Here is a 15388-nt window from a genome sequence, read left to right on the forward strand (position 1 = left end):
GATTAATTACAATTGAAAAATGCTCTCATTTATCTATGATAAATCGAGAGCATTTTTTTTATTTAATAAAGAAGAAAATTCAAATACTTTCGTTTGTAGTATATTTGTCTGTCTATATACATAAAAAATGATAAGAAAGTTTCTTTACGTTTTATTTTTATTAATATTCCAGTCTGGCTTTGCTCAGGGATTATCCTGGCAGGGTTACTTTTCATTTAATGAAATAAAAGATGTTTCAGAATCGTCGACAGCTGTTTTTGCAGCTTCAGAGAATGCTTTATTTTCTAAAAATGCGGCTTCCAATTCTGTAAAAACAACAACAACTGTCGATGGACTTTCAGGACAGACCATTTCTGCTGTATATTATAGTGAAGCTTTCAAAAAAACAATCGTGGGTTATGAAAATGGTTTAATGATTGTAATTAATGAATCTGATGGGAGCATCATAAAAAAAGTAGATATTATAAATAAACAATTATCGGCAAGCATTAAAAAAATTAATCATTTAATGGAACATAACGGGACATTGTATGTTTCTTGCGATTTTGGTATTGTACAATTCAATCTCACAACTTCGCAATTTGGAGATACTTATTTTATTGGTGATAATGGTGCTGAGATTAGTGTAAAACAAACCGCTTTTTTTAACGGATTTATTTTCGCCGCAACTTCAAGCGGAATCAGAAGAGCGGATATTACAAATCCCAATTTAAATGATTTTAGCCAATGGACTGTTGTAAATACAGGAAACTGGTCAGGGATTTCGACTTTAGATACAGAACTTATTGGGGTTAATTCCACAGGAAATATTCACAGATATAATGCGAGTAATTTTGTGGCTTTTCAGCAGCTTCCGCAGGCCGCTCTGGATATCCGCACGGTAAATCATAATTTGCTGGTAACAACCTTAACTTCGGTTTATGTCTATAGTAATCAAATGATTTTAAACCGACAAATTGTAAATACAGAGCTGCCGGAAATCAATCTCACTTTTTGCTGTGCAACTCTTGTTGGAGATTTATTATATATCGGAACTAAACAAAACGGCTTGTTTTCTACAACACTTTCTGCAGTTGGAAATTTTGATAATATAACGCCGTCCGGTCCTTCCAGAAATAATATTTTTTCAATAGATGTTTCTCCAAATTCTATCTGGGCTGTTTACGGAGATTACGATACTTATTACAATCCTTATGACTTAGATAGTTATGGTATAAGTAAATTTAATAACTCAAAATGGTTAAATATTCCATATTCAGAAGTTTACGATGCAAAATCTATAACGCGTGTAATCATTAATCCAAATAATGAAAAGCAGGTGTATGCAAGTTCTTTTTTCTCAGGATTACTCCGAATTGAAGATGATATTCCGAATTTTTTATATAATGAAAAGAACAGCGGTCTCGAAACTTTAACATATGAAGGGCCAAGTTATATTGATGTTCGTATTAACGGAACTGCATTTGATAAAGCGGGAAATTTGTGGGTAACAAACAGCAGGATTAAAAACGGATTAAAAGTTTTAAAAACAGACGGTCAGTGGCAGAGCTACGCAACCAGCTCTATTTTGAATAATGCCGAATCGACGAGTTACGCAAATATTGTTATTGATAAAAATAACGTAAAATGGATTTCAACCAATAGTGACGGCGTGATTGCTTTTAGCGAAAGCGGAAATGTTTTCAAAAAAATAACAACGGGCGCTGATACAGGAAATTTGCCAATTGTAGATGTCCGGTCTGTTGCGATTGACACAAAAAATCAGCTTTGGATTGGAACAACAAAAGGCTTAAGAGTTTTGTCGAATGTCAGTAATTTTCAATCCGACAGTCCGCTAAAGGCAAATCCAATCATTATTACAGAAGATAATCTGGCTCAGGAATTAATGTATGAGCAATTTATTACTTCAATAGTAGTAGACGGAGCAAACAATAAATGGATTGGAACTGCAGATTCTGGTATTTTTATGGTTTCGCCAAACGGTCAGGAAACGAAGTATCATTTTACTATAAACAATTCGCCTTTGCCAAGTAATACGATAAACGACATTAAAATTAACAGCACGACGGGAGAAGTTTTTATTGTAACCAATAAAGGAATGATTTCTTTTAAAGGAATTGCAACCGGAGCAAATGAAGATTTAAATAATGTTTATGTATATCCAAATCCGGTGCGGCCGACTTATTCCGGAACGGTAAAAGTAGCAGGCTTAATTGATAAAGCCAATATTAAAATTACAGATATTGAAGGAAACCTTGTTTATGAAACTACTTCTGAAGGCGGAACAATAGAATGGGATACAACTGCTTTTGGAAGATATAAAGTTGCCTCAGGAGTTTATATGATTTTTATTTCTGCCCAGGATGGCGGTGAAACAAAAGTCAAAAAAGTGATGATTATACGTTAGTCAAAGTTTGAAAGTCGAAAGTCAGGTATAATCTAGAAGTCTAATATATAAGAAGTCTAAAAATCTAAAATTTTGCTCGTCAAAACAAAAGCCATAGTAATTTCATCTTTAAAATTTCAGGAAAAAAGCCTGATCGTAAAATGTTTTACGCTTTCAAACGGATTAAAATCTTATTTTGTACGTGATGCTTTTTCGAGTAGAAAGGCAAGTCAGAAAATTGCCTATTTTCAGCCTTTTTCAATCTTAGAAATTGAGGCTGTTCATAAAAATAAAGGGACTTTGGAAAATTTTAAAGAAATAAAAAGTGCTGTTCCGTTTCAGACTATCCATACCGATATCGTCAAAAGTACAATGGTGATGTTTCTTTCAGAAATGCTTCATTATTCCATTCAGGAAGAAGAAAAAAACGAACAGCTTTTCCTGTTTTTGGAAACAGCATTAACCTGGCTGGACAATCATAATGAAATTTCAAATTTTCATTTGATCTTACTTTTAGAAATCACGCAATATTTAGGTTTTTATCCTGATGTATCAGAAATTGATCTTCCTCATTTTGAAATGAATGATGGTGTTTTTACACTTTTTAATAAAGGAAATGTGCTTTCAGAACACGAAACAAATTTGTTTAAAAAACTAATTGATTTAAAGTTTGATAATGATCAAAAAATCTTTCATGTTATAGAAAGACAAATCCTGCTTAAAATCCTGGTTGATTATTATAGTTTTCATTTAGAAGGATTCAAAAAACCAAAATCTTTAGAGATTTTAAAAGAAGTTTTCTCTTAAACCGACCAAAACGCCCATAATTGTTGCGGAATCTACCTGAAATTTCCTGAATTCGGTCTTTTTTCCCTCATCTTTTATCTATTTTCCTCAAAATTCCTTACTTTCGCACCTCGTTTAAGAAAAGGATAAAATGAGTACAAAATTTACTGAATACAAAGGACTTGACTTACCAACGGTAGCGTCTGAAGTTCTTGATTTTTGGAAGAAAGAAAATATATTTGAAAAGAGTGTAACCACTCGCGAAGGTGCAGAACCTTACGTATTTTTTGAAGGTCCGCCTTCAGCAAACGGATTACCGGGAATTCACCACGTAATGGCACGTGCGATTAAAGATATTTTTTGCAGATATAAAACTCAAAAAGGTTTTCAGGTAAAAAGAAAAGCCGGCTGGGATACTCATGGTTTACCTGTAGAATTAGGTACCGAAAAAGAATTAGGAATTACAAAAGAAGATATTGGTAAAACAATTTCTATCGAAGAATATAACGAAGCGTGTAAAAAAACCGTAATGCGTTATACCGATGTATGGAATGATTTGACCGAAAAAATGGGTTATTGGGTAGATATGGAGGATCCGTATGTGACTTATAAACCAAAATATATGGAATCTGTTTGGTGGCTTTTAAAACAAATCTACGATAAAGGTTTGTTGTACAAAGGTTACACGATTCAGCCATATTCTCCAAAAGCAGGGACAGGATTATCTTCTCACGAAGTAAATCAGCCGGGAGCTTACAGAGATGTTACAGATACTACGATTGTAGCGCAGTTTAAAACTTTGCCGGAAACATTGCCTTCATTTTTACAAGGTTTTGGAGATATTCACGTTTTGGCATGGACGACAACTCCATGGACTTTACCATCAAATACCGCTTTAACAGTTGGACCAAAAATCGATTATGTTTTAGTAAAAACATTCAATCAATATACTTTTGAGCCAGTCAATGTTGTTTTGGCTAAAAATTTAGTGGGAAAACAATTTGGGAAAGGATATTTCTTAAGTGAAGACGATGCCGATTTTGATAATGTGAAAAACGGCGACAAAAAACTTCCATATAAAATCTTAACCGAAGCAAAAGGAGCAGATTTAGTTGAAATTCGTTACGAGCAATTGCTGCCTTACGTATTGCCTTATGAAAATGCTGAAAATGCATTTAGAGTAATTGCAGGAGATTTTGTTACGACTGAAGACGGAACCGGAATTGTACACACTGCGCCGACTTTTGGTGCAGATGATGCTAAAGTTGCAAAAGAAGCAAAGCCGGAAGTGCCGCCAATGTTGGTTTTAGATGAAAACGGTAACGCAGTTCCATTAGTAGATTTACAAGGAAAATTCACTTCTCATTTGGGAGATTTAGCGGGGAAATACGTTAAAAACGAATACTACAATGCAGGTGAAGCTCCTGAGAAATCTGTAGATGTTGAAATTGCTATTCGATTAAAAGAAGAAAATAAAGCCTTTAAGGTTGAAAAATACGTACATAGTTATCCACACAGCTGGAGAACTGATGAGCCGTTGTTATATTATCCACTAGATTCCTGGTTCATAAAAGTAACCGATGTAAAAGATAGAATGTTCGACCTGAACGAAACTATCAACTGGAAACCTAAATCTACTGGTGAAGGACGTTTTGGGAACTGGCTTAAAAATGCCAACGACTGGAACTTATCTCGTTCTAGATATTGGGGAATTCCATTGCCAATCTGGAGAACTGAAGACAAAAAAGAAGAAGTTCTGATTGGTTCTGTTGAAGAATTATACAATGCGATTGAGAAATCTGTCGAAGCAGGTTTTCAAAAAGAAAACCCGTTTAAAGGTTTTGAAATCGGAAACATGTCTGAATCAAATTATGATTTAATTGATTTGCACAAAAATGTAGTTGATGAAATCACTTTAGTTTCTGCGTCAGGAAAACCAATGAAGCGCGAAAGTGATTTAATTGATGTTTGGTTTGATTCCGGAGCAATGCCTTATGCACAATGGCATTATCCTTTTGAGAACAAAGATAAAATTGATGAAAACAAAGATTTTCCGGCTAATTTTATTGCTGAAGGAGTAGATCAGACCCGTGGCTGGTTTTATACATTACACGCAATCGGAACATTGGTTTTTGATAAAGTAGCGTACAAAAATGTAGTGTCAAACGGTTTGGTTTTAGACAAAAACGGACAAAAAATGTCTAAACGTTTAGGGAATGCAACAGATCCTTTTGAAACCATTGCAGAATATGGCCCTGATGCCACACGCTGGTACATGATTTCAAACGCAAATCCGTGGGACAACTTAAAGTTTGATATTGAAGGAATTGCTGAGGTTCGACGTAAATTCTTCGGAACTTTATACAATACCTATTCTTTCTTCTCGCTGTATGCGAATATTGACGGATTTAAATACGCTGAAGCGGAAATTCCGTTAAACGAAAGACCGGAAATCGATCAATGGATTATTTCTGAACTTCATACCTTAATCAAATTTGTTGATGAATGTTATGAAGATTATGAACCGACAAAAGCGACAAGAGCCATTTCTGACTTTGTTCAGGAAAACTTAAGTAACTGGTACGTTCGTTTATGCCGTCGTCGTTTCTGGAAAGGAGAATATGCTAAAGATAAAATTGCAGCTTACCAAACGCTTTATACTTGTTTGCTTACAATCAGTAAATTAAGCGCTCCGGTAGCTCCATTTTTTATGGATAAATTGTACCGAGATTTGACAACATCAACGGGAACCGAGGATTTTGCCAGTGTTCACTTGGCTGAATTCCCAAAATTTGTCGAAAACTTTGTTAATAAAACGTTGGAAAGCAAAATGCAGAAGGCGCAGACGATCTCATCTTTGGTTTTATCATTGCGTAAAAAAGAGATGATTAAAGTTCGCCAGCCTCTGCAAAAGGTAATGATTCCGGTACTTGACGAGAATCAGCGTGCTGAAATCGAAGCCATTTCTGACCTGGTAAAAGCAGAGGTAAACGTAAAAGAAATTGAACTTTTAGACGATGCTTCGGGTATTTTAGTGAAGCAGATCAAACCTAATTTTAAGGCTCTTGGTCCACGATTTGGTAAAGATATGGGCTTGATTTCTAAAGAGATACAAGGTTTTTCTGCAGATCAGATCAATCAGCTTGATAAGCAGGGAACGTTAGATATTGTTATTGCAGGAAATAATGTAACTTTATCATTAGAAGACGTCGAAATAACATCGCAGGATATCGAAGGATGGCTGGTTGCAAATTCAAACGGAATTACAGTCGCGCTTGACATTACAATATCTGAAGAATTGAAAAATGAAGGTATCGCGAGAGAATTGGTAAACAGAATTCAGAATATCCGTAAAGATTCAGGATTTGAAGTTACTGATAAGATTAAGGTACAAATAAAAAGAGACGGTATTTTAGAAAATGCCGTTCTAAAAAACGAAGGCTATATTAAGTCTGAAACACTAACAGACAATTTGGTTTTTAGTGACGCTTTAGAAAACGGCACAGAAATTGAGTTTGATGATATTAAAACAATGATATTAATTTCAAAATAATTATAAAATGATAGATGAAATTACACGATACTCTGATGCAGATTTAGCAGAGTTCAAAGAAATAATCCAGGCAAAAATAAAAAAGGCACAAGAAGATCTTGATTTGATCAAAAGTGCTTATATGAATGATTTGAATAACGGAACTGACGATACTTCTCCAACTTTTAAAGCTTTTGAAGAAGGAAGTGAAACCATGTCAAAAGAAGCAAACTCGCAGTTGGCTATCAGACAGGAAAAGTTTATTCGCGATTTAAAAAACGCTTTATTCCGTGTTGAAAATAAAACATATGGTATTTGCAAAGTAACAGGTAAATTAATCAGCAAAGAAAGGCTTAAAATCGTTCCTCATGCTACAATGAGTATCGAAGCTAAAAACTTGCAGAGATAATATTTTTATTATCCCATAAAAATAAGCGCTCCTTTTAGGGGCGTTTTTTTTGTTTAATCTTTACTAATACTTGGTTTTGCTGAGAAAGCCGTATATTGAAAGAAATTATTTATAATTAGTCAAAATAATTTTTTACAGAAACGCACTTTTTTTGTAGGAATAAAACAAGTATAATTACTTGAGAATTTTAGAATAAGATCCAAAAAAACCGCCTGATGAGAAGCGGTTTTTATAAGTAAAATTGTTACGCCAGATTCTTTTCCAAATCTGCTTTGTGCTTTCTTAAGACTGCTCTTGTCATTCCAAGATTCGCTTTACTAGCATCAGCAGCAAGATAAATCATGAATTTTTTGTTTGGCGAAATGTCAATAATGTGAATTTGATTTGAAAGTGTAATCAAAATATCTTCAATATCCTGATTTAGGCCTAAGGCTTTTACAGCATTCAATTTTGCTTTTACAACTTCAAGGTTATAAGCTGCAGCAAGTTCAGGATCAAAAGTAGAGTCTACCGTTATATTGCCAAAGCTTAATCCTGTTTCAATTTCTGTTACTGCAACAGCGATAAAGCCATTTACGTTAGTTTTCATTTCATTCAAAAAAACGTTTAAAAAATCATTGCTCATAGTTTTTGGGGTTTGTGGTTAATAGATGTATGTTATTTTAATAGGGAATTTTTGCTTAGTTCTACAGATAATTCATCGGTAGAATGCATAAGTATACCAAGGTTGCTTCCTTCTTTTGAAAATGCAATTACAAAGTTAGAACCGCTGATTTTGTTTCCGACGACAACTCCATCAGAACTTTTCAGGTAAAGTTGTTTTAACGATCCTTTCTCCAAATCGATTAGAAATTTTTCACTCATGGATAAAATTCCAGCACTCATGGCTGCAATGCTGTCGCTGTAGTCGAGGTTAAGAGAAGTAATCAATTTTCCTTTTCCGTTTAAGATTAAAGCTGCACTAGCTTTTGTTTCAACCAAAAAGTTGTTTAGAATAGTAGTTATTTCATTCATAATTTTGTAAGGTTTGGGGGAAATGTTTATAATTAATTCGTTTTTGGTAATGTATTATGGATATAGTTGCGATTTGACCTAAACAATTGTTAATTAATGTTAACAAATATAAATTAAATTATGTATCATTGTAGAACCAAATCGTTAAATATTTTATTTTTTTACTTAAAAAACTTACACCATGGCTAAAGTATTGAAATTCAAAGATGTAAATTCTGATGTGGAGCACAGAATGAAGGAATTTGAAAAATTACGTGTCAAATTCAAAGCAGAAGTTAAAAAGGCAGAAGCAAAGAGAGCTGCGGCTGGAAAACCGAGTAAAGGAATCTTTAAATCACTATCGGAATTCTTTTCAGACAGTCCGGCAAAAGCAACCGCAAAAAAATAAGTTTGATTAAAATCAAATCACATTGTTGATTTTAATTTTATTACAAAACAATTAACGTTCCTAATGGAGCGTTTTTTTTGATTAAATTGTTACTTTTGCGCATCAAAAAATCATAAAATGTCATTAAGAAAAGCATATTTCCTTATATTTTTAGTTTTAATTGTCGATCAGATTTCTAAAATCTATGTAAAAACAAACTTCGTCTTAGGAGAAGAAGTGGTGCTTTTTGATTGGTTTAGAATCCATTTTATTGAAAATGAAGGAATGGCGTGGGGAACAAAAATTCCTGGAGAATATGGTAAATTGATTTTGACCGTTTTTAGAATCTTTGCAGTATTTGGAATTGGATACTGGCTGGCTGATGCCGTTAAAAAACGTCATTCGACTTATTTAATCGTTTCAATTGCTTTGATTTTTGCCGGTGCGGCCGGTAATATTGTGGATTCTGTTTTTTACGGAGTGATTTTTGACGGCAGCGAACATAATTTGGCAACACTTTTTTCGCCGCATCCATACGGAACCTGGTTTCATGGTCTGGTGGTAGATATGTTTTATTTTCCAATATGGGAAGGAGATCTTCCATCATGGATTCCATTTTTTGGAGGTAAGCATTTTATGTTTTTCAATGCTATTTTTAACGTTGCCGATATGGCAATTTCTACAGGAGTTGGAATATTATTAGTTTTTAATAAAAGAGCATTTCCAAAACACGCATAAGGATTTAAAAATTCCAAAATAAATAAATTCCAAATTCCAATATCTGTGATGTATCGTAAGCAGATATTGGAATTTGGAATTTTTCATTATTGAGGATTGATATTATTGTACTATTTTTACGGTACAAAAACCAAAGCTTATGCAAAGTCCGTCTTTTTCTATTTATGATGCTTCTGCAGGATCAGGAAAGACGTATACTTTGGTTAAGGAATATTTAAAAATTATTCTTTCTTCGCCAAAAAATGATGCTTATCGTAATATTTTGGCGATCACCTTTACCAACAAAGCGGTTCATGAAATGAAAAGCCGTATTGTGGGAAGCTTGTCTGAATTTGCTAAAGATGAGCCTTCTGCGAAAGCTGTTGATTTAATGGAAGATTTATCCCGGGAAACGGGACTTTCGGTTATTCAGTTAAAGGTAAAATCTCAAAATATCATAAAGCATTTAATTCATAATTACGCCGCTTTTGATATTTCTACCATTGATAAATTTACTCATAAGGTAATTCGGGCGTTTGCACATGATTTGAATCTGCCGATGACTTTTGAAGTTACGCTTGATACTGAAAATTTACTTGTTGAAGCCGTAGATGCCATTATTGCACAAGCAGGACAGGATGAAACACTGACGAAACTGCTGATCGATTTTACGATGGAAAAAACCGACGATGATAAAAGCTGGGATATTTCACGTGAAATTCTGGAAACCGGACGTTTGGTTTTAAATGAAAATAATCGAAATGAGATTCTTCATTTTAATGATAAAACAATCGAAGAGTTTGTTGAAATTAAAAAGAAAATGCTGGCTTTGTGCAAAGAGCTGGAATCAGAAAATGAAGAGTTTGCAACTGAAGCACTTGCTTTAATTGATAAAAACGGAATCGATTTAAAATCTTTTTCCCGGGGAACATTTCCAAATCATTTAGAAAGTATTCGTGAGGGAAAATTCAATCCGCGAAATAAAACTTTTCATGAGTTTGATGATATTGCGATTAATAAAACGGCTAAAGACAAATCATTAATCGAAAGTATCATTCCGGAACTGCTTCAAATACTGGAGAAAATCTACAAAAACTTTGAAAAAAGAGATTTCTATAAAGCATTCCTGAAAAATATTACGCCGCTTTCTTTGCTGAATACGGTTAGTAATGAGCTGGCCAAAATTCAATCCGAACAAAATATATTATCAATTTCAGAATTCAATGCGATCATTCATCGCGAAATCCAGAATCAGCCTGCGCCTTTTATCTATGAGCGTTTGGGCGAACGGTATCGAAATTTTTTCATAGACGAATTTCAGGATACTTCCGAAATGCAATGGCAAAACCTGATTCCGCTTATTGATAATTCACTTTCCGGTCTCGATGATTTGGGAAATAAAGGAACGTTAATGATTGTTGGCGATCCTAAACAATCTATTTATCGCTGGAGAGGAGGAAAAGCAGAACAATTTATTGAATTGAGTAAAGAGGGAAATCCGTTTAATAATCCGGATAAAGCGATAAAACATTTAAATACAAATTACAGAAGTTACAGTGAAGTAATTGATTTTAATAATACCTTTTTTAAATTGATTTCCGGAGAGTTTTCAAATGAAGATTACAAAGATTTATATGAAAATCATAGTTTTCAAAACACAAATTCCAAAAAAGGCGGTTATGTAAATATTTCTTTTCTTCCTGTAATTGAAAAAAATGATTTTGCAGATGAAGAAGAAGTAGTTGAAAAATCAGATTTGTATGTTTTGGCTGTTTTAAATACAATTCAAAAAGTAGTTCGTGAAGGATTTGAATATAAAGATATTGTGATTTTGACCCGAAAAAGAGATCAGGGAATTGCAGTTGCTAATTATTTGACTGAGCAGGGAATTCCGCTTTTATCTTCAGAAACATTAATGATTCAGAATGCTACGGAAGTTCGTTTGATTATTAACCTTTTAAAATATTTAAACAACAATGCCGATTTAGAATCAAAAGCCAATTTTCTGCATTTTTTAGCCGGCAATAAAGAAATCGAAATGTCGGTTCATGATTTTATCGCACAGGGGATGCAGCAAAAATTTGAAGAAGACTTTGAGAAATGGCTGTTAACATTTGATGTTTCGCTTTCGTTTGAAAATGTTAGAAAAAAATCACTTTATGAAGCGGTTGAAATAATTATTTCAAAGTTTATTCTTCCTTTGGAAGGAAATGCTTATGTGCAGTTTTTTCTTGATATTGTTTTGGAAAGAGATATCCGAAATCAGGCCGGAATTGCAGATTTTCTTAATTATTGGGACAAGAATTCTGAGAAATTCAGCATTCCTTCTCCGGAAGGAAATAATGCAGTGCGAATTATGACAATTCATAAATCTAAAGGATTGGAATTTCCGGTTGTAATTATGCCTTTTGCAGAAGAAGATTATAATCGAAAACCAAAAGATAAATTATGGCTCGATGCGGAAGAAGCAGATCTTGGCGTTCCAAAAGCTTTAATAGATAACAGCAGTGCAGTTGAGGGATTTGGAGAAAGTGCTTCGGTTATTTTTAATTTGAAAAAACAAGAAGAATTGCTGGATAATATTAATGTTCTTTATGTGGCATTAACCCGTGCCGAAGAACAATTATATATTATTTCTCAGTCTTTAAAAGAAAGAAAAGACGGTGAACTGCCTCATAATATGGCATCTTATTTTATTAAATTTTTGATGCATAAAGGAATTTATGATTCTGAAAAATTAGAATACGAATTTGGAAATAAAACAAAACTTTCGAAATCTGAAGAATCAGTTGATTTGGTAAAAGAAATCTCGATTGTAAAAGAAGTTTTAAATCCTAAAAATATAAAAATTGCGCAGCGGGAAGCCTTAATGTGGGGAACACATCAGCAGGAAGCAATTTCGTACGGAAATATTGTGCATGAAATCATGGCTTTTATTAAAGACAAAACTGATGTGGATCTTGCGGTAACCAAAGCGCTGGAAAATGGCTTAATAACGGTCGATCAATCAGAAATGGTTCTTAAAACCCTTTACGAAATTGTAAACCATCCTGAATTAAGTATTTGTTTTGATGGGAATATCAAAGTTTTAAATGAGCAGACTATAGTTCAAAAACATGGAAAAATTCTTAAACCCGATCGTGTGGTGCTAAATAATAATCAGGAAGCTTATTTGCTGGATTATAAAACTGGTGCAATAAATTCAAAATACCAGCAGCAAATTCAAGAATATCAGGATGCTATTGAAGATTTAGGATACAAAGTGTTAAAAAAGGTTTTGGTATATATAGGATCGGAAATTGAAGTGGTAAATTTGTGAAAAAATTAATCAGATGTTAAAGGAATAACTTCTTATTTAGAGAGTAAGTTGTTAATTTTTAACGTTTTAAATAGAAAAAAATGTACGGTAAAATTAAAGAACATCTGCAAAGTGAGCTGCAGACAATCGAAGAAAATGGTATTTTTAAAAAAGAGCGAATTATAACTTCCGCCCAAGGTGCAGAGATTACAATTTCGACTGGCGAAAAAGTTTTGAATTTTTGTGCCAATAATTATTTAGGACTATCGTCGCATCCGGAGGTAGTTCAGGCTGCAAAAGATGCAATGGACACACATGGTTTCGGAATGTCGTCAGTACGTTTTATTTGCGGTACTCAGGATATTCATAAAACATTAGAAAAAAAGATTGCAGATTTTTATGGTACAGAAGACACTATATTATATGCTGCTGCTTTTGATGCTAACGGAGGAGTTTTTGAGCCTTTGCTGGGAGAAAATGATGCAATTATTTCAGATAGCTTAAATCATGCTTCTATTATCGACGGTGTGCGTTTGTGTAAAGCGGCGCGTTACCGCTATGAAAACAGCAATATGGAAGATCTGGAAGAGCAGTTAATTAAAGCAACCGAAGCAGGAACTCGTTTTAAACTAATTGTAACCGATGGTGTTTTTTCTATGGATGGCTTAGTAGCGCCATTAGATAAAATCTGTGACCTGGCTGACAAATACGATGCTCTGGTAATGGTTGATGAATGCCATGCTGCGGGATTTATTGGTGCAACAGGAAAAGGTACGCTTGAAGCAAAAGGAGTAATGGGGCGTGTTGATATTATAACAGGAACGCTGGGTAAAGCATTAGGCGGAGCCATGGGCGGATACACAACAGCCAAAAAAGAGATAATTGAAATTTTGCGTCAGCGCTCAAGACCATATTTATTTTCAAATTCTTTAGCGCCATCAATTGTTGGTGCTTCAATAAAAGTTTTTGAAATATTAGAGAAAGACACAGCACTTAGAGATAAATTAGAATGGAATACTAATTACTTTAAGAAAGGAATGAAAAAAGCAGGATTTGACATTATAGATGGGGATTCGGCAATTGTACCAGTTATGCTGTATGATGCAAAATTGTCACAAACAATGGCAAATGAACTTTTAAAACAAGGTATCTATGTTATTGGGTTTTTCTTCCCGGTAGTGCCTAAAGACAAGGCCAGAATCAGGGTGCAGCTTTCGGCAGCTCATACTAAGGAACACTTAGACAAAGCGATAGAAGCATTTAAATTAACAGGTAAAATGTTAAAAGTTATATAATTACCACATTCGAGTAATTTTTGTAGGTTTTTTTTAACATTTGATTTTGTATTTAAAAAATTTGGTGTTACTTTTGCTTGTAATTAACTAAATTGTAATTAAAAAAATTAAGTATGAAACATCTTAACAAACTTTTAGTTGCTGTAATGATGGCGATGGGTGTAAGCTCTTTTGCGCAAGACAGTAACAATCCATGGGCGATCTCTTTTGGGGTTAATGCCGTGGATACAAGGACTAGTGCAAGTCCAGAACACGTTGACTTTTTCCCAGCACACTTTTCTCAGCCATTTGATGTAAAAAATAACTGGAATATTCTTCCGTCATTATCCTACATTGGAGTGTCTAGATATGTTGGTAGTGGTTTCTCAGTTGGTTTACAAGGATCTGTAAACAAAATTGATAAATATGTTGTTTTTGCTCCAAATGCTGCAGGGCATGATGGAAGAGGAATGGTTGTTTACAATCCTGGAGACTTAATGTACTACGGAATTGATGCTACTATTAAATACAGCTTTCAGGAATTAATCAAATCTAAAGTGATTGATCCTTCGTTATCTGTAGGTGGTGGTTATACTTTCTTTGGAGATAGCAGCTACGGAACTGTTAACCCAGGTGCTGGTTTAACTTTCTGGTTTACTGATGCTATTGGTCTTGAGTTAGCTACAAGATACAAATGGTCTGTAAGTGGAGATAGAGAAGATGCTTCTGGAACTCCAGATGCTCCATCTCACTTCCAACACACTGCAGGTTTAGTTTTCAAATTCGGAGGTAAAGATACTGACGGAGACGGAATCTATGACAAAGATGATGCTTGTCCAGATGTTGCTGGTTTAAAACAATTCAACGGATGTCCTGATACAGACGGAGACGGAATCGTTGACGCTTCTGATGCTTGTCCAAACGAATTTGGTTTAGCTGCATTAAACGGATGTCCTGATAAAGACGGAGACGGTGTTGCTGATAAAGATGATGCTTGTCCAGATGTTGCTGGTTTAGCTGCTTTAAAAGGTTGTCCTGACACTGACGGTGACGGTATCGCTGATAAAGATGATAAATGTCCTACAGTTGCTGGTCCTAAAGAAAATGGTGGTTGTCCTTTCTTAGACGCTGACAAAGATGGGGTTTTAGATAAAGATGACGATTGTCCTACAGTTGCTGGTCCAGCTAGTAACAGAGGATGTCCAGAAGTAAGCTCTCAAGCTTTAGAAGATCTTAAAGTTCAAGCAAGAGCTATCTACTTTAACTCTGGTAAAGCTACTTTCAAAACTGGTGATAAAGAAACTCCAGCTAGATTAGATGCTATTAAAGAAATCCTTAAAAACTATCCAAACGCTAAATTCAGCATTGAAGGACACACAGATAACACTGGTTCTGCTAAAATCAACCAAAAATTATCTGAAGACAGAGCTAAAGCTGTATTAGATGCATTAGTTCAAAGAGGTGTTAATCCAGAAAACTTAGAAGCTAAAGGATTTGGATCTTCTCAACCAGTTGCAAGTAACAAAACTGCTGCAGGTAAAGCACAAAACAGAAGAACTGAAATTAAACACGTAGGTTCTAAATACCAAGGTAAACTATAATTTA

At 34.3% G+C, this 15388-nt stretch carries 11 protein-coding genes; 9 read left to right on the plus strand and 2 right to left on the minus strand.

The annotated features are described in order from the left end of the window. The first annotated feature begins 127 nt into the window (after positions 1-127). From ASE21_RS08405 to ASE21_RS08420, 4 genes are all read left to right on the plus strand, one after another. The gene (locus ASE21_RS08405; RefSeq protein ID WP_057122149.1) at positions 128-2407 is read left to right on the plus strand and encodes a T9SS type A sorting domain-containing protein; all 2280 of its coding nucleotides are present in this window, start codon (positions 128-130) and stop codon (positions 2405-2407) included. Positions 2408-2479: 72 nt separating this feature from the next. Beyond that, positions 2480-3193, plus strand: coding sequence for a DNA repair protein RecO (recO, locus tag ASE21_RS08410; RefSeq protein ID WP_057122150.1), 714 nt, complete (start codon positions 2480-2482; stop codon positions 3191-3193). Between the two features lie 130 nt (positions 3194-3323). Beyond that, a complete protein-coding gene (ileS, locus tag ASE21_RS08415; protein WP_057122151.1) occupies positions 3324-6725 on the plus strand; it encodes an isoleucine--tRNA ligase in 3402 nt (1133 codons plus the stop codon). Positions 6726-6732: 7 nt separating this feature from the next. Next, positions 6733-7113: a TraR/DksA family transcriptional regulator gene (locus tag ASE21_RS08420; RefSeq protein WP_012022792.1), complete on the plus strand. Its 381-nt coding sequence runs from the start codon at positions 6733-6735 to the stop codon at positions 7111-7113. 244 nt (positions 7114-7357) lie between these two features. On the opposite strand, the gene ASE21_RS08425 is transcribed toward ASE21_RS08420, so the two are convergent. Together ASE21_RS08425 and ASE21_RS08430 are read right to left on the minus strand one after the other, a co-directional pair. Next, a complete protein-coding gene (locus ASE21_RS08425) occupies positions 7358-7738 on the minus strand; it encodes a hypothetical protein (RefSeq protein ID WP_057122152.1) in 381 nt (126 codons plus the stop codon). Positions 7739-7770: 32 nt separating this feature from the next. Beyond that, complete coding sequence (locus tag ASE21_RS08430; RefSeq protein ID WP_057122153.1) at positions 7771-8127, minus strand: roadblock/LC7 domain-containing protein; 357 nt, start codon at positions 8125-8127, stop codon at positions 7771-7773. Between the two features lie 181 nt (positions 8128-8308). Here ASE21_RS08430 and ASE21_RS08435 point away from each other — a divergent pair, with 181 nt between their 5' ends. The 5 genes from ASE21_RS08435 (at position 8309) to ASE21_RS08455 (ending at position 15384) form a co-directional block, all read left to right on the plus strand. Continuing rightward, complete coding sequence (locus tag ASE21_RS08435; RefSeq protein WP_057122154.1) at positions 8309-8515, plus strand: hypothetical protein; 207 nt, start codon at positions 8309-8311, stop codon at positions 8513-8515. A 117-nt stretch (positions 8516-8632) separates the two neighbouring features. Next, positions 8633-9232: a lipoprotein signal peptidase gene (locus ASE21_RS08440; RefSeq protein ID WP_057122155.1), complete on the plus strand. Its 600-nt coding sequence runs from the start codon at positions 8633-8635 to the stop codon at positions 9230-9232. A 139-nt stretch (positions 9233-9371) separates the two neighbouring features. Then, positions 9372-12530, plus strand: coding sequence for a UvrD-helicase domain-containing protein (locus tag ASE21_RS08445; protein ID WP_057122156.1), 3159 nt, complete (start codon positions 9372-9374; stop codon positions 12528-12530). Between the two features lie 80 nt (positions 12531-12610). Continuing rightward, a complete protein-coding gene (kbl, locus tag ASE21_RS08450; protein WP_057122157.1) occupies positions 12611-13804 on the plus strand; it encodes a glycine C-acetyltransferase in 1194 nt (397 codons plus the stop codon). 113 nt (positions 13805-13917) lie between these two features. Beyond that, positions 13918-15384, plus strand: a complete 1467-nt coding sequence (locus tag ASE21_RS08455) for an OmpA family protein (RefSeq protein ID WP_057122158.1) — start codon at positions 13918-13920, stop codon at positions 15382-15384. Positions 15385-15388: the final 4 nt, after the last annotated feature.

Origin of the sequence: Flavobacterium sp. Root901 (genome assembly GCF_001429765.1) — a bacterium.
Lineage (GTDB): Bacteria > Bacteroidota > Bacteroidia > Flavobacteriales > Flavobacteriaceae > Flavobacterium.